Source organism: Vibrio sp. 970, assembly GCF_033339075.1.
On the sequence record NZ_JAWOTW010000009.1, the window covers coordinates 100,314 to 122,454 of the forward strand.

The 22,141-nt window shown below is 44.4% G+C and carries 19 protein-coding genes; 9 read left to right on the top strand and 10 right to left on the bottom strand.

Features of this window, described 5'->3' with window-relative positions:
• Positions 1–444: 444 nt before the first annotated feature.
• From yacG to nadC, 8 genes are all read right to left on the bottom strand, one after another.
• Positions 445–639, bottom strand: a complete 195-nt coding sequence (gene yacG, locus R7Q11_RS14790; RefSeq protein ID WP_017635922.1) for a DNA gyrase inhibitor YacG — start codon at positions 637–639, stop codon at positions 445–447.
• A 158-nt stretch (positions 640–797) separates the two neighbouring features.
• Entirely contained in the window at positions 798–1,538 is a 741-nt protein-coding gene (gene zapD / locus R7Q11_RS14795; RefSeq protein ID WP_042521326.1) for a cell division protein ZapD, read from the bottom strand.
• A gap of 27 nt (positions 1,539–1,565) precedes the next feature.
• Entirely contained in the window at positions 1,566–2,180 is a 615-nt protein-coding gene (coaE, locus tag R7Q11_RS14800) for a dephospho-CoA kinase (RefSeq protein WP_042521328.1), read from the bottom strand.
• A complete protein-coding gene (locus R7Q11_RS14805) occupies positions 2,181–3,050 on the bottom strand; it encodes a prepilin peptidase (RefSeq protein WP_225466545.1) in 870 nt (289 codons plus the stop codon).
• A gap of 64 nt (positions 3,051–3,114) precedes the next feature.
• Entirely contained in the window at positions 3,115–4,338 is a 1,224-nt protein-coding gene (locus tag R7Q11_RS14810; RefSeq protein WP_225466546.1) for a type II secretion system F family protein, read from the bottom strand.
• A 23-nt stretch (positions 4,339–4,361) separates the two neighbouring features.
• Positions 4,362–6,047: a type IV-A pilus assembly ATPase PilB gene (gene pilB / locus R7Q11_RS14815; RefSeq protein ID WP_225466547.1), complete on the bottom strand. Its 1,686-nt coding sequence runs from the start codon at positions 6,045–6,047 to the stop codon at positions 4,362–4,364.
• A 5-nt stretch (positions 6,048–6,052) separates the two neighbouring features.
• The gene (locus R7Q11_RS14820) at positions 6,053–6,526 is read right to left on the bottom strand and encodes a prepilin-type N-terminal cleavage/methylation domain-containing protein (RefSeq protein ID WP_065274839.1); all 474 of its coding nucleotides are present in this window, start codon (positions 6,524–6,526) and stop codon (positions 6,053–6,055) included.
• A gap of 262 nt (positions 6,527–6,788) precedes the next feature.
• Positions 6,789–7,676: a carboxylating nicotinate-nucleotide diphosphorylase gene (gene nadC / locus R7Q11_RS14825; RefSeq protein ID WP_005379983.1), complete on the bottom strand. Its 888-nt coding sequence runs from the start codon at positions 7,674–7,676 to the stop codon at positions 6,789–6,791.
• A gap of 92 nt (positions 7,677–7,768) precedes the next feature.
• On the opposite strand from nadC, the gene ampD reads away from it, so the two are divergent.
• The 5 genes from ampD to lpdA all read left to right on the top strand — a co-directional run bounded on the left by ampD (position 7,769) and on the right by lpdA (position 15,812).
• A complete protein-coding gene (gene ampD, locus R7Q11_RS14830) occupies positions 7,769–8,320 on the top strand; it encodes a 1,6-anhydro-N-acetylmuramyl-L-alanine amidase AmpD (RefSeq protein ID WP_025768186.1) in 552 nt (183 codons plus the stop codon).
• A gap of 405 nt (positions 8,321–8,725) precedes the next feature.
• Complete coding sequence (gene pdhR / locus R7Q11_RS14835; protein ID WP_005379989.1) at positions 8,726–9,493, top strand: pyruvate dehydrogenase complex transcriptional repressor PdhR; 768 nt, start codon at positions 8,726–8,728, stop codon at positions 9,491–9,493.
• 48 nt (positions 9,494–9,541) lie between these two features.
• The gene (aceE, locus tag R7Q11_RS14840; protein ID WP_225466548.1) at positions 9,542–12,205 is read left to right on the top strand and encodes a pyruvate dehydrogenase (acetyl-transferring), homodimeric type; all 2,664 of its coding nucleotides are present in this window, start codon (positions 9,542–9,544) and stop codon (positions 12,203–12,205) included.
• A 19-nt stretch (positions 12,206–12,224) separates the two neighbouring features.
• Complete coding sequence (aceF, locus tag R7Q11_RS14845; RefSeq protein ID WP_005396678.1) at positions 12,225–14,117, top strand: pyruvate dehydrogenase complex dihydrolipoyllysine-residue acetyltransferase; 1,893 nt, start codon at positions 12,225–12,227, stop codon at positions 14,115–14,117.
• 267 nt (positions 14,118–14,384) lie between these two features.
• Positions 14,385–15,812: a dihydrolipoyl dehydrogenase gene (lpdA, locus tag R7Q11_RS14850; RefSeq protein WP_005379993.1), complete on the top strand. Its 1,428-nt coding sequence runs from the start codon at positions 14,385–14,387 to the stop codon at positions 15,810–15,812.
• Positions 15,813–15,957: 145 nt separating this feature from the next.
• On the opposite strand, the gene opaR is transcribed toward lpdA, so the two are convergent.
• Complete coding sequence (gene opaR / locus R7Q11_RS14855; protein ID WP_005379994.1) at positions 15,958–16,572, bottom strand: transcriptional regulator OpaR; 615 nt, start codon at positions 16,570–16,572, stop codon at positions 15,958–15,960.
• A gap of 319 nt (positions 16,573–16,891) precedes the next feature.
• On the opposite strand from opaR, the gene hpt reads away from it, so the two are divergent.
• The gene (gene hpt / locus R7Q11_RS14860) at positions 16,892–17,422 is read left to right on the top strand and encodes a hypoxanthine phosphoribosyltransferase (protein ID WP_005379995.1); all 531 of its coding nucleotides are present in this window, start codon (positions 16,892–16,894) and stop codon (positions 17,420–17,422) included.
• A gap of 75 nt (positions 17,423–17,497) precedes the next feature.
• On the opposite strand, the gene can is transcribed toward hpt, so the two are convergent.
• On the bottom strand, positions 17,498–18,166 hold the full coding sequence (gene can / locus R7Q11_RS14865; protein WP_005379996.1) for a carbonate dehydratase: 669 nt from the start codon (positions 18,164–18,166) through the stop codon (positions 17,498–17,500).
• 281 nt (positions 18,167–18,447) lie between these two features.
• Here can and R7Q11_RS14870 point away from each other — a divergent pair, with 281 nt between their 5' ends.
• The 3 genes from R7Q11_RS14870 to R7Q11_RS14880 all read left to right on the top strand — a co-directional run bounded on the left by R7Q11_RS14870 (position 18,448) and on the right by R7Q11_RS14880 (position 22,057).
• Positions 18,448–20,118: a SulP family inorganic anion transporter gene (locus R7Q11_RS14870; RefSeq protein ID WP_005379997.1), complete on the top strand. Its 1,671-nt coding sequence runs from the start codon at positions 18,448–18,450 to the stop codon at positions 20,116–20,118.
• A 250-nt stretch (positions 20,119–20,368) separates the two neighbouring features.
• Entirely contained in the window at positions 20,369–21,286 is a 918-nt protein-coding gene (locus R7Q11_RS14875; protein WP_005380000.1) for an ABC transporter ATP-binding protein, read from the top strand.
• Positions 21,287–22,057, top strand: coding sequence for an ABC transporter permease (locus R7Q11_RS14880; protein ID WP_005386598.1), 771 nt, complete (start codon positions 21,287–21,289; stop codon positions 22,055–22,057).
• Positions 22,058–22,141: the final 84 nt, after the last annotated feature.

A 22,141-nucleotide genomic window follows, 5' to 3' on the forward strand; every position in this document is an offset into this window, starting at 1 on the left:
GAGTACCGTGGTTAAAATTCGTCATTCTGGACAGCGACGAAGGAGCGTGATTCAGAATCTACTAGTCGAGCATGCAATTGTTTACGTTGTTAGCTTCATCCTTGCTATGAGTAGATTCCTGATGCCGCTATGGCTCCTCGGAATGACAGGAAATGATGGTCAAAGATTATAGAGTACCGTGGTTAAAATTCGTCATTCTGGACAGCGACGAAGGAGCGTGATTCAGAATCTACTAGTCGAGCATGCAAGTGTTTAAGTTGTTAGCTTCATCCTTACTGTGAGTAGATTCCTGATGTCGCTATGGCTCCTCGGAATGACGGAAAATGATGGTCAAAGATTATATAGCACCGAGGTTCAAATTCGTCATTCTGGACAGCGACGAAGGAGCGTGATTCAGATTCCCCAAGAAGGAACCTAGGGTATTCCTTTACCCTAGGTCTCAATTTAATACTGGTCTTCAGACCAACCATCACTATCGGACATATCGGGTGCGCCTGGGATGGTGTTTTCTTCATCTGCCCATTCACCAAAATCAATCATTTGGCATTGTTTACTGCAGAAAGGGCGATGAGGACTTTGTTCTCCCCATTCTACGTCGGCGCCACATTGTGGACATTGAACGATGGTAACTTTAGACATAGTTGAGCGTCCCATTACTAATTGGTGTTAAAGGGTAGTATACCTAAACGAATTAAAGATGGCTTATTCAACGCGCTATTGCTGCTACGAAATTTTATCAAATATAAGCGCAATAAAGCGTTGAATTTTAGATTATGGAGGCGAGGCGTAGTGTCGTCTTAGCTGCAAACAGCAAGTTCAAATTCAATATCTTGTGTGCATGCTTGACCGTTTTCAAACGACATGAACTTGATCGCAAAGCGGTTTTTATGGCCTGAAATCATAGGATACACGCCATATTCCATTGGGATGTGAAGTCTTAGAATGTTGGCTTCATCAGCGTCACTTTGGAAGAAACCTGCACGACCGATTTGAGCTTTGAAATGTCCGGTCTCTCTAGTGAGCTTTAACCATAACGAAAGCGCATCAGATAAGGGCTTTAAGCTTGCTTGCCACTGTTGTGCATCACGCTTTTTACGTTCAATAGATAGATGAAGCCAGTAGTGTAATGCTGGCAGATCAAAACAGCATGAACCACCCGGTAGATTAAAGCGTTGACGGATAGAGCTTAGGAAGCGATCTTCTTTTAATGCTTGGCCAAAACGTTCAGCACCCATTAGTTGGCTATGAACGACATCTATCTCTTGTAGCAAGGTATTTAATGCGTCTTGATCGACACCATCGACATTGAGCCAATGGCGGTACGACAGCCGTTGCTTCTCAAGATCTTTAGCCAGTTCACTTTTCAGTTGGATTTGTTCGAAGATCTCAACCATATCGAATAACGCACGGAAAAACAGTTGATACTGATGATTTTCGCTAAACCCAGAGGCCAAGTGAGCCTGACGCAGCAGAGACTCCACTCTTAGATAAATACGAGTTTTCTCATTTAACGGATGTTCAAATTTGTGCGTGGTCATCGACATAAGCCTTTGTGAGTTTCGTTCCTATTTTCGCAGATTTTTCTTACACATGGCTAGGTACTTTTCGTGCAAATCTGTGATTTGAAGCAAAAGATCAGGGTCACTTGGATTATTCTTAACCACATCGTCTGCAAGCGCGAGCCTTTGCTCTCTTGATGCTTGAGAGGAAAGGATGGCGCGAACTTGATCTTCACTCACATTGTCTCGTTTCATCGTGCGAGATATCTGTGTATTCGGTTCTACATCGACGACAAGAATGCGATCACACAAACTATCTAGCTTGTTTTCTACGAGCAACGGCACCACAAGTAACGCATACTCTGAAGTGACTTGCTGCAAATCTTCGATCATCTTTTCACGAATTATCGGGTGCAACAGTGCATTGAGCCATGCTTTTTCATCTGAATTCGAAAAGATTTTTTCTCTCAGCTTTGCGCGATCTAAAGTTTGGTCTTCACGAACGATATCGTGACCAAAGTGTTCAATAATCGCGTTTAGGCCGGGAGTACCTGGCTCGACAACTTCTCTTGCTACAATGTCGGCATCGACGATATCGATTTTAAATTGTTGTTTGAACAGATTCGCGACGGTTGTTTTTCCACTAGCGATACCGCCTGTTAAACCAATAACCAAAGCCATTTACACTCCTAGAACTGAAGTAAAGTACCAGTTTAAAATCTGGTCGCCCCAAATTAAGCTTATCCAACCAGCAATTGCTAAGTAAGGACCGAAAGGGAAAGCTTTTTCAATTCCCTGCTGTTGCAAGCGTAGTTGAATGATGCCAAATACGATGCCAACCACAGAAGAAAGTAGAATGATCATCGGCAGTGACTGCCAACCTAGCCAAGCTCCTAGTGCCGCCAGTAGTTTAAAATCACCATACCCCATTCCTTCTTTACCAGTAAGTAGCTTAAAGCCCCAGTAAACGGACCAGAGACATAGGTAACCAGCAATAGCACCAATGACAGAATCTTGTAGAGTAACAGGACTTATTTCGACTAATGCTAAGGCAATGCCAGCCCAAGTTAATGGTAATGTTAATTGGTCAGGTAACAACATAGTATCGAGATCGATAAATGTTGCGGCGATTAAGATAAAAGTAAAAAAGAGTAGGGCAACGGTAAAGTAACTAAAACCAAAGTAATAAGCGATAAAGCCTGAACAGAACGCGGTGAGCAGTTCAATCAGTGGATAGCGTGCACTAATGGTTGCCTGACAGTTGTGACATTTGCCTTTTAAAAGCAGCCAGCTAATCACAGGAATGTTGTCGCGAATACGTATCGGTGTTGCGCATTTCTGGCAGGAGGAGCGTGGAACGCTCAAGGTCAGCACTTCTTTAGGAGGTTCTATTTTGTATTCAGGAAATGACTCGGCACATTCGCGTCGCCATTCTAGTTCCATGATTTTAGGTAGTCGATAAATAACCACATTGAGGAAGCTACCCACGATCAGACCGAAGATGGTGGCAAACACAACGAATAGCCAAGGGTAGTACTGGAATACTTCCATATTTGTCTCTTGAGCGATGAGTGAAATCAGCAAGATGCTGTTTTAAAGGAGTTAACAGCTCATTCTAGCCCAATACACTCATTAAGTTAAAGATTGGCAAGTACATTGCTGTCACTAATCCGCCAACAACGATACCTAAAAAAACGATAATTAGTGGCTCTAGAATTTTACTAAGGTTGTCGACGGTGTTATCGACTTCAAACTCGTAGATCGTTGCAACTTTATTGAGCATGTCGTCAAGTCGACCAGACTCTTCACCGATCATGACCATTTGTAACACTAATTCAGGGAACACATTACAGTTACGCATGGCAACATACATTGGCATACCTGCGGCGGTATCACGGTAAACTTCTTCTATGGCGAGTTGATAGTGCAAGTTTCCTGAGGTTTTTGATGTGGTTTTTAAACTGGTTAGAATTGGAATACCCGCTGTAAAGCTTGTGGCGAGTGTTCGACTAAATTTGGCGATAGCGGCTTTTGATAATACGGGCCCGAGGACAGGAAATTTAAGCACAGAGCGATTGAGCATTAAGCGAAAAGAATCTGAACGCTTAGAGAGGATTCTCGCTGAGATGAATAGACTGATAGAGCCTAGTGCTATAAATGGGCTCCAGTTTTGTGTCCAGGCGGAAAGATCTAACACTTGCCTGGTAAACCACGGTAAGTCAGCACCAAAACCAACAAACATTTTTTCAAACTCGGGAATGACTTTGGTGAGCATGATAAACGACACTCCTAACGCTACTAGCACTACCATGGCTGGGTAAATCAGTGCTTTGATCACTTTCGCACGAAGCTGCTCATTTTTTTCTCGGTAGGTGGCTAAGCGCTCGAATACTTCTGCTAAGTTACCGGATTGCTCACCTGTGGCGATAAGATCGGTATAGAGTGGGTCAAAGTGTTCACTTGCAGTGCGCATGGCTTTTGACATGGGCGTCCCCGCTTCAACGGCGCGTGCCACGCTCATCAAAATGGATTTCATCTCTGCTTTTTTATGATTTTCTGAGACCAATTTTAAAGCCTGAACTAAGGGTACACCGGTTATCAACATCGTCGAAATCTGACGGGTAAACACCGTGATGTCTCTGCCTTTCACGCGATGGCTGAGTTTAGTGAGAAACGAGATACTGCTTTTCTTTAACTTCTTGATCTTGATGTGCTGTGCGTCTAGACGCTCGCGTACTTCAATTTCCGTCATCGCGAGGGTTTGTCCAGATGTCTTTTTGCCTGAACTGTTGATGCCTTTCCAGCGGAAGTTTTTAAGTTGTGGTGTAGTGCTTTTCATAGAGGTGACTGCTGATTAAAGGATTAAAAATAAAGTACGCGCTGTAGTTCACTAAAACTTGTGATCCCTTGTTTGAGTTTTTCTATGCCCGACATTTGTAACGTGCTCATACCATTTGCGATGGCGAGTTTTTCTAGTTCATGTACCGAGGCGCCTTTAATAAGCGCTTCGGAAAGAAATTCATCAAAGCGCATCACTTCATAAATCCCCGTTCGGCCGGAATAACCATGGGTACACTCATTACATCCATCGGGATTGGCTTTAAAAATGTTGTCGCTTGCTTGAATTCCAAGGTGTTGTAGCTGAACGGTAAGCTCTTGTGATTGTTTACAGTGCGAGCACAGTTTACGGGCCAAGCGCTGGGCAATAATCAAACTAAGAGATGAGGCCAAGTTAAAGCTTTCTACGCCCATGTTTGATAAACGAATAACCGTTTCAGCCGCAGAATTGGTATGCAAGGTTGAAAGTACTAAGTGACCGGTTTGCGATGCTTTTATAGCGATTTCGGCGGTGTCTAAGTCACGAATCTCACCGACCATTACCACATCCGGGTCTTGACGTAAGAAAGAGCGCAGGGCTTCGGCAAAACCAAAACCAATCTTAGGCTGAACTTGAACTTGGTTAATGCCCGATAAGTTAATTTCTACTGGGTCTTCTGCCGTGGAAATGTTGATTTCTGGCTTATTGAGGATACTTAGCCCAGTGTATAGAGAAACGGTTTTACCGCTCCCTGTTGGGCCTGTCATCAGAATCATGCCTTGTGGGCGACGCAGCGCATCCAAGTACAATTGTTTTTGTTGTTCGCTATAACCAAGCTTGTCGATATCCAGTGACGCAGAGCTGCTGTCGAGCAGTCGTAGTACAATTTTCTCTCCGAATAGAGTCGGTAGTGTGGATACACGCATATCAATCGCGGTGTCTTGATTCAACTTGAGCTTTATACGCCCATCTTGTGGTAAACGTCGCTCTGCAATATCAAGCTTAGAGAGGATTTTGATACGAGCGGATAAGCGGCGACTTAAGTGGCTTGGTGGCTGCTGTGTTTCAATTAAGATGCCATCACAGCGTAAGCGAACGCGGTACATCTTTTCATAAGGCTCAAAGTGGATATCGGATGCGCCTTTGCGCACAGCGTCCAGCAGAATTTGGTTTATGTAACGGCTGACGGGCGACTCGTCTTGGCTCAAGTCTTCAATGTTGTCGATTTCATCTGCGCCCACATCAACCAGGTTGGCTAATTCTTCTTGGTTGATCTCTTTTAGCCCAGACTTTTCCTGCCCAAGTGCGCGGCCATATAAGCGCCGAATCGCAGCGGTCAGCTCGCGAAAATCAGCGAGAACAAGTTCTACTTGCAACCCTGTCGCAAAGCGGAAGTCATCTTCTGCTTGTTGGTTCGTGGGGTCGGCAACCGCTAATAATAACGTTGAAGGCGTACGTTGGAGTGGGAGTGCGTTATGCCGAGTGATTAATTCACGTAGACCGAGTTGTTGACAAAGCGAAGCGTACTCGTACTGAGATAACTCGGGCTGATTTAAACCAAAGAGAGAACTTAAGTGCTCAGCGAGTTCGCTTGATGTAAATAATCCAGAACTGAGTAAAGCCTCTGGCATCGAAATGCCAGAAGCTTTGACTTGCTCTATTAACGATTCTTCTTGGGAAAACGTCAGTAACCCTTTTTGGCGAAGAGCCGTGGATAGGTTGGTCAACATTTAAGTTAGTTTGGGCAGTAGTCTGTTTGTGCTTTACCGCCAGCTTTACATGAAGCCCCCCACTCTAAGCCTTGAGTTTTATATGATGCAGCCATGATATATTGCTCGCCTTTAGCAATAGGTCCCTTAACTTCATCAGCTGCTGCAATAACTGCTATCGCACCAGAAACGCTAGCATCTGTGGCTTTAACAACGCTAATTTCAATATTATTCAAAACGAATTTAGCGGGAATTCCATTTTCTTCCTTTACACATTCACTAATAAATGTTGTTTCATTTGAGGCATTCTCATGGGCACATAATTCTACTGCTAATTTGGCTGCCGCAGCTGCTTTTGGAAATTCTGACAATGTCGCTTTCTTAGTATAATTTTGGTAAGCAGGAACTGCGAAAGCAGATAAGATGCCAATAATCGCCACCACAATCATTAACTCAATCAGAGTAAAACCCTGTTGTTTTTTCTGTTTACTGTTTTTCATTTTTAACCCTTTCCTAAAAATTAATAATGCTCTTGCATTGGCGAAAGATTATGGAGAGTTAAGGTGGGTTGAAAATGGGGAAGAGATGGGCTCTCGAGTGAGATAAAACTCTTTGGTGAAAAGTTGCATATCTCATGCAGAGTTTTGCGAGTAGTACTATTTTTTTAGTGGATAAAAAGAAAGGGCCAATTGGCCCTTTTAAATGATGAGTTACTCACAACTCACTGAGTTAGTTGAAGTAATTGAGATTGTGTTGCTTTTATTATTTGAAGCGCATCGAAAGATCCATCGCTTTTAGATGCTTAGTCAACGCGCCTACCGAAATGTAATCGACACCGGTTTCTGCGTATTCTGCGATGGTCTCTAGCGTAATGTTGCCGGAGTTCTCTAAAGCGGCACGACCTGCGTTAATCGCTACGGCTTCACGCATCATTTCTTTTGTGAAGTTATCGAGCATGATGATGTCGGCACCAGCCTCTATCGCTTGTTTCAACTCTTCTAAGCTTTCCGTTTCGACTTCTACCGGTTTGCCTGGGTTAAGCTCTTTCGCTTTTTGGATGGCTTGAGTGATGCCACCACAAGCAATAATGTGGTTTTCTTTAATGAGGTAAGCGTCGAACACGCCGATGCGATGGTTAAAGCCTCCACCACACGTCACGGCGTATTTTAGTGCGCTACGCAGACCAGGAATGGTTTTGCGTGTGTCGAGTAGACGACACTCAGTATGCGCGATTTTTTCAGCGTACTCTGCGGTAACTGTTGCGCAGCCAGACAGCGTTTGGATGAAGTTCATTGCGTTACGCTCACCAGTCAACAAGTCACGAGCAGGGCCTGTCAGCGTGCAAAGGGTTTGGTTAGGTTCGACTTTATCGCCGTCCTTTACGTGCCATTCAATGCTGACCTTGCCACCGAGCTGTTTAAAAACTTCATCAGCCCATGCTTGACCACAGAACACACCATGCTCACGAGTAATAATCGTTGCGGTATTAACCGCATCGGCAGGGATCAAAGATGCAGTAATGTCGTTATCTGCGTCGACACTGCCACCTAGATCTTCTTTTAAGGTATCAGCGACAGAGCGAGTGATCTCTAAAGGGAGTTGTTGTTTAAGGTATTCTAGGCGTTCTTGAATGTTGTGTGTGTTCTTCATCGCAAATCTTGTCTTGAAAGGGAGATGGCAACGAATGATACTCTCCGGTGTCAATAATTTCAGCAGTTAATTTGCAAAGTAGAGAGGTTGATATGCGCCCAATTATCGAGAATGGCTGGCTGACACAAGCAAAGCATGTTCCGTCACCATTTTTTGATGCCCGCTCTGATATAAACGACATCTCTCTGCTGGTGGTACACAATATCAGTTTGCCTCCTGGGCAGTTTGGTGGACCATATATAGAGGACTTCTTCACTGGCAAGCTAGATCCAAGTGAACATCCATTTTTTGAAGTTATTCACAAAATGGGCGTTTCTGCACATTGCTTGATTAAGAGAAACGGCGAGGTTGTTCAATTTGTTTCTTTTCTCGATAGAGCATGGCATGCCGGTCAATCCAGTTTCGCAGGCAGGGAGCGTTGTAATGACTATTCCATTGGTATCGAGCTTGAAGGGACAGAATTTACTGCCTACACAGAAGCGCAATATCAATCACTTGCAGAGATCACTGAGGTGATTATGCAGTCTTATCCTCAAATCACCCCGCCACGAATTACCGGTCATCAATATATTGCGCCCTTGAGAAAAAGCGATCCTGGTCTAAGCTTTGATTGGGTGAAATATAGACTGCTTATACAGCGTTGATTTGTAGCGAAAGTGTAAATTCAAAAAAGCGAAATAAATAAGGCATACGATCAGGTATGCCTTTTTTTGATACCAGAAATATTAATGATTGTTAAAAGTTAACTACATTTTTACGCTCGTATATGCCGTTTTGGTGAATAAATAGACTGATAATTTTGTCATTTTCTGTATTTCTTTTCCAAAACTGCTAGCACGTCGACTTCCCATTTGTATGCTTTATGTAATTGGTCATACCAATTCTATTGCTGTTTTAACAGTCGATTGTTATCAGAGTGTTGGAAGTAAGCTCGTTCTATGATTTAGGTCAATTTTCGGCTGGACAGTGGCGTTTTAATTATGTTAATTTCTGCACCAACTTAAAATTGGTATTACCAATTACCTGCAAGAGTAGAAGAACAATAAATTATGGCTTATCAAAGGATTCGTCAGCCAAAACTCTCTGATGTTATAGAACAAGAGTTAGAAAGGTTGATAGTGGAAGGAACATTGTCTCCGGGGCAACAACTGCCTCCAGAGCGTGAACTGGCAAAACAGTTCGATGTGTCTCGTCCTTCAGTCCGAGAGGCCATTCAACGCTTGGAAGCGAAGCGTTTGTTGACTCGTCGCCAAGGTGGCGGAACATTCGTAAGTGAGAATATCTGGAAGAGCTTTTCAGATCCCTTGTTGAATTTGTTGTCTAGTCATTCTGAAACCCAGCTTGATGTGCTTGAGTCTCGTCATGCGATGGAAGGAATTTCAGCCTACTTTGCAGCTTTACGTGGTACCGAAGAAGATTTTGCGCGTATTCAAGGTTGCCTTGAGCGCATTAGCCAAGAGCAAGCAAACAACGATATCGAAGCTGAATCTGCGGAAGTAATGCAATTTTTGATCGCTTTGACAGAAGCCGCGCACAACGTGGTTTTGTTGCACATTGTTCGAAGCTTAGCACCTTTGCTTGAGCAAAATATTCTACAAAATTTTAAATTACTACGTCGCCGCCCAGAAGCGGTCGAGAAAGTCAGTAAACACCGAGCCAATATCGTGGATGCGATTGTTTCTGGTCAGCCTGAAAAGGCGCGAGAAATGTCCCACTCGCACTTGGCTTACATCGAAGAAACATTGTTGGATTTGACTCGAGAAGAGTCTCGACGAGAGCGTTCTCTACGTCGAATTCAGCAGGGTAATGACTCGTAAGAGCGTTACTTAAATAAGTAGATCCAACCAACAGAAGGATAGATCGCCATGTCTGATATGAAGCATGACGTAGATGCACTGGAAACTCAAGAATGGCTACAAGCGCTTGAGTCAGTTGTACGTGAAGAAGGTCTAGAGCGTGCTCAATTCCTATTAGAGCAAGTTCTAGATAAAGCACGTCTAGACGGTGTTGATATGCCAACAGGTATCACAACTAACTACATCAACACGATTCCTGCAGACCAAGAACCAGCATACCCAGGTGACACAACACTTGAGCGTCGTATTCGCTCAATTATTCGTTGGAACGCTATCATGATCGTTCTACGTGCATCTAAGAAAGACCTAGAGCTAGGCGGCCACATGGCGTCTTTCCAGTCTTCTGCTGCGTTCTACGAGACATGTTTCAACCACTTCTTCCGTGCGCCAAACGAGAAGGATGGTGGCGACCTAGTTTACTACCAAGGTCACATTTCACCAGGTATCTACTCACGTGCATTCGTTGAAGGTCGTCTAACTGAAGAGCAGCTAGACAACTTCCGTCAAGAAGTAGACGGAAAAGGTATTCCTTCATACCCGCACCCTAAACTGATGCCTGAATTCTGGCAGTTCCCGACAGTATCGATGGGCCTAGGTCCAATCGCTTCTATCTACCAAGCTCGTTTCCTTAAGTACCTAGAAGGCCGTGGTCTTAAAGATACTTCAGAGCAGCGCGTTTACGCGTTCCTAGGTGACGGTGAGATGGATGAGCCAGAATCACGTGGTGCTATCTCTTTCGCTGCGCGTGAGAAACTAGACAACCTATGCTTCCTAATCAACTGTAACCTACAGCGTCTAGATGGCCCTGTAATGGGTAACGGTAAGATCATTCAAGAACTTGAAGGTCTGTTCAAAGGTGCTGGTTGGAACGTAGTGAAGGTAATCTGGGGTAACAACTGGGATTCACTACTAGCTAAAGATACGACTGGTAAGCTTCTACAGCTTATGAATGAAACGATCGACGGCGACTACCAAACATTCAAATCAAAAGATGGCGCGTACGTACGTGAGCACTTCTTTGGTAAGTACCCAGAGACAGCTGCACTTGTTGCTGACATGACTGATGACGAAATCTTCGCACTTAAGCGTGGTGGTCACGAGTCTTCTAAGCTATACGCGGCATACAAAAACGCGGCAGAAACTAAAGGTCGTCCAACAGTAATCCTAGCTAAGACTGTTAAAGGTTACGGCATGGGTGAAGCGGCTGAAGGTAAGAACATCGCGCACCAAGTTAAGAAGATGGACATGACTCACGTACTACACCTACGTGACCGTCTAGGTCTTCAAGACATCCTAACTGACGAAGCAGTGAAAGAACTTCCGTACCTGAAACTTGAAGAAGGTTCAAAAGAGTACGAATACCTACACGCTCGTCGTAAAGCGCTACACGGCTACACGCCACAGCGTCTACCAAAATTCACTCAAGAATTCATCGTTCCTGAGCTAGAAGAATTCAAGCTACTACTAGAAGAACAGAAGCGTGATATCTCTTCTACTATGGCATTCGTACGTGCACTAAACGTTCTACTTAAGAACAAGAACATTGGTAAGAACATCGTTCCTATCATTGCTGACGAAGCACGTACATTCGGTATGGAAGGTCTGTTCCGTCAAATCGGTATCTACAACCCGCACGGTCAAACTTACACACCAGAAGACCGTGGCGTTGTTTCTTACTACAAAGAAGCGACTTCAGGTCAGGTTCTACAAGAAGGTATCAACGAGCTAGGTGCTATGTCTTCATGGGTTGCTGCTGCGACTTCATACTCGACAAACGACCTACCAATGATCCCGTTCTACATCTACTACTCAATGTTCGGCTTCCAACGTGTTGGCGACATGGCGTGGATGGCTGGTGACCAACAAGCACGTGGTTTCCTACTAGGTGCAACTGCGGGTCGTACAACGTTGAACGGTGAAGGTCTACAGCACGAAGACGGCCACTCGCACATTTTGGCGGGTACGGTTCCTAACTGTATTTCTTACGACCCAACATTCGCGTACGAAGTAGCAGTAATCATGCAAGACGGTATCCGTCGCATGTACGGTCCAGAACAAGAAAACGTGTTCTACTACCTAACGCTAATGAACGAAAACTACGCAATGCCAGCAATGCCAGAAGGCGCTGAAGAAGGCATCCGTAAAGGTATCTACAAGCTAGAAACTTACACGGGCGACAAAGCGAAAGTTCAGCTAATGAGCTCTGGTACTATCATGAATGAAGTACGTAAAGCAGCTCAAATCCTAAGCGAAGATTACGGTGTCGCTTCTGATGTTTACTCTGTAACGTCATTCAACGAACTAACTCGCGATGGCCAAGATGCAGAGCGTTTCAACATGCTTCACCCAGAAGCGGAAGCGAAAGTACCTTACATCCAAACAGTAATGGGTACTGAACCTGCTATCGCAGCAACTGACTACATGAAGAACTACGCAGAGCAGGTTCGTGCATACATTCCTGCTGAGTCTTTCAAAGTTCTTGGTACTGATGGCTTCGGTCGTTCAGACAGCCGTGAAAACCTACGTCGTCACTTCGAAGTGAACGCAGGTTACGTAGTAGTAGCAGCGCTAACTGAACTAGCGAAACGTGGCGAAGTTGAGAAATCTGTAGTTGCAGAAGCAATTAAGAAATTCGACATCGACACAGAGAAAACAAACCCGCTATACGCTTAATTAAGAAGGTAGATAAGAAATGGCAATCGAAATTAATGTACCAGACATCGGTGCGGATGAGGTTGAAGTTACTGAGATTCTTGTAAGCGTTGGCGACAAGGTTGAAGAAGAGCAATCTCTGATCACAGTTGAAGGCGATAAAGCTTCTATGGAAGTTCCTGCTTCTCAAGCGGGTATCGTTAAAGAAATCAAAGTTGCAGAAGGCGACAAGGTTTCTACTGGTTCTCTAATCATGATTTTCGAAGCCGAGGGTGCAGCTGACGCTGCACCTGCTCCTGCGGCAGAAGCAGCTCCAGCAGCGGCTCCAGCTCCAGCAGCAGCGGCAGAACTAAAAGAAGTTCACGTACCAGACATCGGTGGTGATGAAGTAGAAGTTACTGAAATCATGGTTGCCGTTGGCGACAGCATCGAAGAAGAGCAATCTCTTCTAACTGTTGAAGGCGACAAAGCTTCTATGGAAGTTCCAGCGCCATTCGCAGGTACTCTAAAAGAGATCAAAGTTGCAGCAGGCGATAAAGTATCGACTGGCTCACTTATCATGGTATTCGAAACAGCAGGTTCAGGCGCTCCAGCAGCACCAGCGGCAGCTGAAGCTCCTGCGGCAGCAGCTCCAGCAGCGTCTGCGGCAAAAGAAGTGAACGTTCCAGATATCGGCGGCGACGAAGTTGAAGTTACTGAGATCATGGTTGCGGTTGGCGACACAGTGGAAGAAGAGCAATCTCTAATCACTGTTGAAGGTGACAAAGCTTCTATGGAAGTTCCTGCACCATTCGCTGGCACAGTTAAAGAAATCAAGATTGCAGCTGGCGACAAAGTGTCTACTGGCTCACTAATCATGGTATTCGAAGTGGCGGGCGCAGCACCTGCTCCTGCAGCAGCTCCAGCTCAAGCGGCAGCACCTGCAGCTCCAGCTCCTAAAGCAGAAGCTCCAGCGGCAGCAGCTCCAGCAGCGACTGGCGATTTCAAAGAAAACGATGAGTACGCTCACGCGTCTCCAGTTGTTCGTCGTCTAGCGCGTGAATTTGGCGTTAATCTTTCTAAGGTTAAAGGTTCTGGTCGTAAGAGCCGTATCCTAAAAGAAGACGTTCAAGCTTACGTGAAAGATGCACTTAAGCGTCTTGAGTCTGGCGCAGGTGCAGCAGCATCTGGCAAAGGCGACGGCGCGGCTCTTGGTCTACTACCATGGCCAAAAGTGGACTTCAGCAAGTTTGGTGAGACAGAAGTTCAACCGCTATCTCGCATTAAGAAGATCTCTGGCGCAAACCTACACCGTAACTGGGTAATGATCCCGCACGTTACACAGTGGGATAACGCAGACATCACGGCTCTTGAAGCATTCCGTAAAGAGCAAAACGCGATTGAAGCGAAGAAAGACACTGGCATGAAGATCACACCACTTGTGTTCATCATGAAAGCGGTAGCTAAAGCGCTTGAAGCGTTCCCAGCGTTCAACTCTTCTCTATCAGAAGACGGTGAGAGCCTAATTCTGAAGAAATACGTGAATGTTGGTATCGCGGTAGATACACCAAACGGTCTAGTTGTTCCTGTATTTAAAGACGTGAACAAGAAAGGCATCTACGAGCTATCTGAAGAGCTAATGGCGGTTTCTAAGAAAGCACGTGCTGGTAAGCTAACTGCGGCTGACATGCAAGGTGGCTGTTTCACTATCTCTAGCCTAGGCGGTATCGGCGGTACAGCGTTTACTCCAATCGTAAACGCACCAGAAGTTGGTATCCTAGGTGTGTCTAAGTCAGAAATGAAACCGGTATGGAACGGTAAAGAGTTCGAACCGCGTCTACAACTTCCACTGTCTCTATCATACGACCACCGTGTGATCGATGGTGCTGAAGGTGCGCGCTTCATCACTTACCTAAACTCATGTCTATCTGACATTCGTCGTCTAGTTCTGTAATAGAAATTAGATGAATGAGAGGCGGCAACTTAGCCGCCTCTGCTAATCATAATTACCGACAATTTGGTTATCAGCCTTGCTTCGTTCAGGGTTTTCACAATCGAATTGTTGTCTAGCTCACAGGCTAAATTGATTTACTTTTCACACCATTAACATCTCTGTAAACTGTTAGCGGTCTGAAAATAACTGTTTAAAACAAATCTCTCTTAAACATAAAAAATCGATACCCACTCAGCCTGTTAGGGATAATGACTACAAGAGGTCAAAATGAGCAAAGAAATTAAAGCCCAAGTTGTTGTACTTGGTTCTGGTCCTGCTGGTTACTCCGCTGCATTCCGTTGTGCGGACTTAGGTCTTGAAACTGTACTAGTTGAACGTTACAGCACGCTTGGCGGTGTATGTCTGAACGTGGGTTGTATCCCATCTAAAGCACTGCTTCACGTTTCTAAAGTAATTGAAGAAGCGAAAGCGATGGCGGACCACGGCGTTGTGTTCGGTGAGCCTCAAACAGACATCAGCAAAATCCGCATCTGGAAAGAAAAAGTTGTTAACCAACTAACTGGCGGCCTAAGCGGTATGGCTAAGATGCGTAACGTAACAGTAGTTAACGGTTACGGTAAGTTCACTGGCCCTAACTCTATCCTTGTAGAAGGCGAAGGTGAGCCAACAGTTGTTAACTTTGATAACGCAATCGTTGCGGCTGGTTCTCGTCCAATCAAACTGCCATTTATCCCGCATGAAGACCCACGTATTTGGGACTCTACTGACGCTCTTGAACTAAAAGAAGTGCCAGAAAAACTGCTTATCATGGGCGGTGGTATCATCGGTCTAGAAATGGGTACGGTTTACCACTCTCTAGGTTCTAAAGTTGAAGTTGTTGAAATGTTTGACCAGGTAATTCCTGCAGCAGACAAAGATATCGTGAAAGTATTTACTAAGCGTATCAAAGACAAGTTCAAGCTAATGCTAGAAACGAAAGTAACAGCAGTTGAAGCAAAAGAAGACGGTATCTACGTTTCAATGGAAGGCAAGAAAGCGCCAGCTGAAGCTGAGCGTTACGATGCGGTTCTAGTTGCTATCGGTCGTGTACCAAATGGTAAGCTAATCGACGGTGAAAAAGCGGGTCTAGAAATTGACGAGCGCGGCTTCATCAACGTTGATAAGCAAATGCGTACTAACGTTCCTCACATCTTCGCGATCGGTGATATCGTTGGCCAACCAATGCTTGCTCACAAAGGTGTGCATGAAGGTCACGTAGCTGCTGAAGTTATCTCTGGTAAGAAGCACTACTTCGACCCTAAAGTTATCCCTTCAATTGCGTACACTGAGCCAGAAGTGGCTTGGGTTGGTAAGACTGAAAAAGAAGCGAAAGAAGAAGGCATCAAGTACGAAGTAGCAACATTCCCATGGGCAGCATCAGGTCGTGCAATCGCATCTGACTGTGCAGACGGTATGACTAAGCTAATCTTCGACAAAGAAACTCACCGCGTAATCGGTGGTGCTATCGTTGGTACTAACGGTGGTGAACTACTTGGTGAAATCGGCCTTGCAATTGAGATGGGCTGTGATGCAGAAGATATCGCTCTGACTATCCACGCTCACCCAACTCTACACGAGTCTGTAGGTCTGGCTGCTGAAGTATTTGAAGGTTCAATCACTGACCTGCCAAACAAAAAAGCAGTTAAGAAGAAGTAAGCTTTTTCTGACTGAATGATAGAAGCCGCTGCATTGCAGCGGTTTTTTTATGCTTGTTATATAGAAATATAAATGTGTGCTTAGCTGACAGCAGACAATAAAAAGCCCACCAAACGGTGGGCTGACATATATTACGAGCTAAGCTTTAGTGTTCACGGTTGTAAATGCAAAGCATATCTAAGTATGAATTCACTAGATGTTTCAGCTCCGCTTCACCTTTAGCGCGGTTCGCTTGGACAAACAGTGAGTAACAAATACCGTGGAACAGGTTTGCCAAGTGTTCTGAATCGTGCTGGTCACACACTTCGCCACGTTCAATTGCTTTAATGAACATGTTTTGTACCAGCAACTGGTTAGTACGGTTAGTTGAAACAAACAATGGCCATACTTCGTCACGTGTTGAAGCACTCCACTCGAACCATACTTTTAGCCAGTGACAATCTTGGCTGACAAGCTCGATCATCGCATTAGTAATATTGGCGATGTTTTCACGTGCATGTAAGTCTAGGTCTATGTTATCCGATAGGAAGTTTGAGAACTGACGTACGACGTGATTGAGAACTTCATCCACCAAGTCTTCGCGTGTAGGGAAGTAGTTAAAAACAGTCGCTACAGAAACTTGAGCAATTTCTGCGATATCTGCGTGACCACCACGACCGATGCCGCGGCGCGCAAATACTTCCAATGCGATTTCCATTAACTGTTGCTTACGCTTAATTGGAGAAAGCCTAGTTCTAGGTCTCTTTGCAATTGAGTCCATATCCATTTTCCTTGCCATTTGAGTTGATATTGGGGGTAACCCCCTAATTGATTATTTTAATAGTTGCTTAAAGCAGTGATGAGTGTAATGGTGCATATGCACAAGGTCAACATCTGTAGAACAATTTATATACAGTAATGTCATTATTATTGATAAATTTAGCTATGAACTTTATAAAACTAAGACCTTCTTCCAAGATTTTTTGGCAACAGGATGCGACTTTCAACCCAATGAACGTGGTGATACACTACACGCCGTAAGATTAGGTGATCGTTTGCGTGCGACTTACCTCAACCCACAAATTTAGATTGAGCACAGTATGAAACATACAATAGAAGTCATGATTTCTGAGCAAGAAGTTCAGGAGCGAGTTCGTGAATTAGGCAAACAAATTACAGAGCGTTATCAAGGTAGTGAAGATCTTGTGTTGGTAGGCTTATTGCGTGGCTCATTTGTATTTATGGCAGACTTGGCACGTGCTATCGAACTGACTCACCAAGTTGATTTTATGACTGCGTCAAGCTACGGCAATACGATGGAAAGCTCACGTGACGTTCGTATCTTGAAAGATTTGGATGATGACATCAAAGGTAAAGACATTCTGCTTGTTGAAGACATCATTGACACTGGTAACACACTAAATAAAATCCGTGAGATTCTTTCGCTACGTGAGCCGAAGTCTATCGCTATTTGTACGCTCCTAGATAAGCCATCTCGTCGTGAAGTGAATGTTCCTGTGGATTGGATTGGTTTCGAAATTCCAGATGAATTTGTCGTTGGGGTGGGTATTGATTACGCGCAGAAATACCGCCACTTACCATACATCGGTAAAGTTGTACCTCAAGAATAATCATTGAGTTCAGCATTAAAAATAAAAAAACGCCCATTTAAGATGGGCGTTTTTTGTTCAACTTTTAGATATGACTTAGCGACAAAGCAGCTTGTTGTCTGTATTTAGAATCGTCGAAAGAGCTTTCTGGTAAGACGCTTCTACGGTTTCCTTAGAGTTAGAACGAATGCCTAAGTACTCTAAGCGACCATCTTCAATTCCGTATACCACACCATGAATTTCAACATCTTGCCCACGCTCCCAAGCGTTTTGCAGGATGGTTGAGTTACCCAAGTTGTACACTTGCTCTGCAACATTAAGCTCGCCTAGTTTATCCGCTCGATCTTGTTGCGGCATTTGATCTAGGTAAGTGCGGTGTTTGAAATAGATATCTCTGATATGTAACAGCCAATTATTAATAAGACCTAGCTTAGGGTTATCAATGGCTGCGTTTACACCACCACATCCATAGTGCCCACAGACAATGATGTGTTTAACCTTAAGAACGTCTACAGCGTACTGGACGACCGATAGACAGTTGAGATCAGTATGGATAACTTGGTTTGCAACATTCCGATGAACAAAGAGTTCACCTGAGTATAGTCCGGTTAGTCGCTCGGCAGGGACGCGGCTATCAGAGCAGCCAATCCAAAGAAAATCAGGCTTTTGACCCTCTGCGAGTTTTGCGAAGTATTCAGGTCGATCAGATTTGATCTCTTGAGACCATTTCGAATTGTTTTCAAATAACTGTTTTATTTCCGGCATTTTGCAAACTACTTCCCTTAAAAGACAAAATCGCTGCCGCTGTTTGTGTGCACATGCAAGCGATCAGTGTTGTAACTATACACAATGTTACAATTTCGATCTCGTTAAATATTCGTCAGATAGGACTCATCTGACTAGTTTTCATTAAGAAAAAAGTAAAATCTGGTGAAACTATTTGTGGTGTGAATTTAGCCTTAATCTATTTATGGTTTAAATTTTCGCCTAGCTCGTTAAAGTAGTGATATTTTACTTTTTAAAATTGAATGCAGGGAAAATCAGCAGTGTTCGGTAGTCGTTTTGAAGATATCAATTTCAAAGGGGATGTGTTTGGCGGGGTAACCACGGCGATTATCTCTCTCCCTCTGGCGTTAGCGTTTGGTGTTGCATCCGGAGCCGGGGCTGAGGCCGGCCTTTGGGGGGCAATAATGGTCGGTTTGTTTGCCTCGTTATTTGGTGGTTCTAATACGTTAATATCAGAACCGACAGGGCCAATGACGGTAATCATGACCGCAGTATTAACCAGTATGATGGCGAAATACCCAGAAACGGGCATGGCTATGACTTTCACAGTTGTCATGATGGCTGGCGCGTTCCAAATCCTATTGGGGACGTTAAAACTGGGTAAATACGTTACCTTGATGCCTTACAGCGTTATTTCTGGGTTTATGTCTGGCATAGGTGTGATTCTTATCATTCTGCAGTTATCGCCTTTGATGGGGCATGCTGCGCCTTCAGGGGGAGTACTCGGAACGTTATCTGCTTTGCCGGAGACCATTTCTAACCTTAAGTTCAGTGAGTTGTTTTTGGGACTACTGACTTTGGGGATTCTTTTTTTCTTCCCTAAGCAATATCGTAAATACGTTCCTGCACAGCTCGTGGCATTGGTCGCGGTGACTTTATTGTCTGTGATTCTCTTTGATACAGAAGATATTCGTCGTATCGGTGAAATTCCTGCTGGGTTACCTTCTCTCGTCGCACCATACATTGACACAGATATGTTTGTCGAGATGGTCATTGATGCATTAGTGCTAGGCACATTAGGTTGTATTGATACTTTGTTAACGGCAGTTATCGGTGACTCATTAACTCGTAAAGAACACGACTCAGATAAAGAGCTGCGAGGTCAAGGGTTAGCTAACATGATCTCAGGCTTGTTTGGTGCGCTGCCGGGGGCGGGGGCTACCATGGGGACGGTAACGAATATCCAAGTTGGGGCTCGTTCGCCATTATCTGGTGTGATTCGTGCACTAATGTTGGCGTTGGTTGTACTGGTTGCTGGCGGGTTAACAGAGCCAATCCCGATGGCTGTGTTAGCAGGCATTGCGGTGTATGTTGGCTTTAACATCCTAGACTGGAGCTTTATTCAGAGGGCACATAAGGTAAGTTTTTCCGGAATGGCGGTGATGTATGGCGTTATGTTGCTTACAGTATTCGTTGATCTTATCGTTGCGGTGGGTTTAGGCGTCTTTATCTCGAACATTATCATCATCGAGCGTTTGAGCCGAGAGCAGGCGCGACAAGTAAAAGCGATCAGCGACGCGGATGAAGATGATGTGCCGCTGACTGACAGCGAGCGTGGCTTGTTGGATCGTGCGAATGGTAAAGTGCTGTTCTTTTATCTTTCCGGTCCGATGATCTTTAGTGTTTCTAAAGCCATTTCACGTCAACACTCTAGTATTTCGGACTATGACGTGATGATTCTCGATCTTACGGATGTACCAATGATTGATGTGACCGTCGGTTTGGCATTAGAGAATGCGATTAAGGATGCTCTCGATGCCAATTGTGCCGTGTATTTATTATGCCCGAATGAGCGAACACGAGAACAGCTAGAGAAATTCCATGTGATTGACCTTGTCCCGGATGAAAATATGTACCAATTCCGTTACGAAGCATTGAATGCGGCGGTGGCACATGTTGAGGCAGACCAGTATCAGCGCATAACGGCGTAATCATTCTGACAGTTAAAAACGCAACAGTTTCCTGTTGCGTTTTTTTATGCTCTATTTTGTCTTACTTAGAGATAACCTTTACGAGGTAAGGGTTATATTTCCAATATTATCGAAAGGTTTATTTGTAATCATCGTTATTCAACGATAAACTGATGGACCTCCAGTACGATACCCAAGGCGATTTTGTAGTAAACCGCTGCTAAATATGAGTCGGTATTAGTAATCACAAACAAACGGCAATCAAGACCTTATGTACGCATTAGAAATTGAACAATTGCGCAAGACGTATGCAGGTGGCTTTGAGGCGTTAAAAGGTATAAGTCTCCAAGTGAAAAAGGGTGACTTCTACGCGCTTCTGGGTCCCAATGGTGCAGGAAAATCGACCACGATTGGCATCATTTCCTCCTTAGTGAATAAAACCTCCGGAACGACGAAAGTTTTCGGTTATGACATTGATACCGACCTCGAATTGGCCAAGCAGAATTTAGGCTTGGTGCCACAGGAGTTCAACTTCAACCAGTTTGAAACCGTTGAGCAAATTGTGATGCAGCAAGCTGGCTATTACGGTGTGTCTAAAGTATTAGCCAAAGAAAGAGCAGAAAAATACCTGAAAAAATTGGATTTATGGGAAAAACGCCAAGAGCGTGCTCGTAACCTATCCGGTGGGATGAAGCGTCGTTTAATGATCGCAAGAGCTTTGATGCACGAGCCGCAATTACTCATTTTAGATGAACCAACGGCTGGAGTGGATATTGAACTACGCCGCTCAATGTGGGGGTTTCTGAAAGAGATCAACCAAGAGCAAGGAATTACGATTATTTTAACGACACACTACCTAGAAGAAGCGGAGATGCTGTGTCGAAATATCGGCATTATTAATCGTGGTGAGCTGATTGAAAATACCACCATGAAGGCGTTACTAGGTAAGCTAAGCGTCGAGACATTTATCTTGGATATTGAGTCAGAAGTCGAGGTGCCTGAGCTTGAAGGTGTTAATCGACAAAGTATTGTTGATGGCTCTTTAGAGATAGAACTAGATAAGAGCCAAGGATTGAATTCGGTATTCAGTCAGTTAACAGAGCATGGCATTAAAGTTCTCTCAATGCGTAACAAAGCCAACCGACTTGAAGAGTTGTTTGTCAGCATTGTAAGAGAGGGGAGTAATTAAATGTACGGTTTATATTGGACGGCATTTCGCAGCTTGCTGAGCAAAGAAGTCACTCGTTTTACACGTATTTGGGTGCAAACCTTAGTGCCGCCAGCCATTACGATGACGTTGTACTTCATCATTTTCGGCAATCTTATTGGCTCTCGAATTGGTGAGATGAGCGGCTTTAGTTACATGGAGTACATTGTTCCAGGTTTGATCATGATGTCGGTGATCACTAACTCATACTCGAACGTGGCGTCGTCATTCTTTAGTGCAAAGCTACAGAAGAATATTGAAGAACTGCTGGTGGCACCGGTACCAAACTATGTGATTATTGCTGGCTATGTGATGGGCGGCGTGACTCGAGGTTTGTTGGTCGGTGCAATTGTTACTTGTGTGTCACTTTTGTTCGTTGATTTGCAAGTGGAGCACTGGGGCATTATTGTCGCGACTGTCTTCATGACGTCGGTGGTATTTGCTCTCGGTGGCTTGATCAATGCGGTTTACGCAAAAACGTTTGATGATATTTCGATCATCCCTACGTTTGTATTGACTCCTTTAACTTACTTGGGAGGAGTCTTTTATTCGATCAGTCTGCTGCCTGAATTTTGGCAAGGCGTTTCTAAGATCAACCCAATCGTCTACATGGTGAATGCGTTCCGCTACGGCTTTTTAGGTGTCTCGGATGTGGGCATTGTCACTTCATTTAGTGTACTTGCAGTGTTTGTTGTTGCACTGTATGCCATTGCGCATTATCTAGTAACCAAAGGGATTGGGCTAAGAAGCTAAGCCATTCTCATAAAGCAAAGAGCGGCGATTCACGCTGCTCTTTCGCGTGCATAACAATACATACCCATACAATTTTTCGGTTTT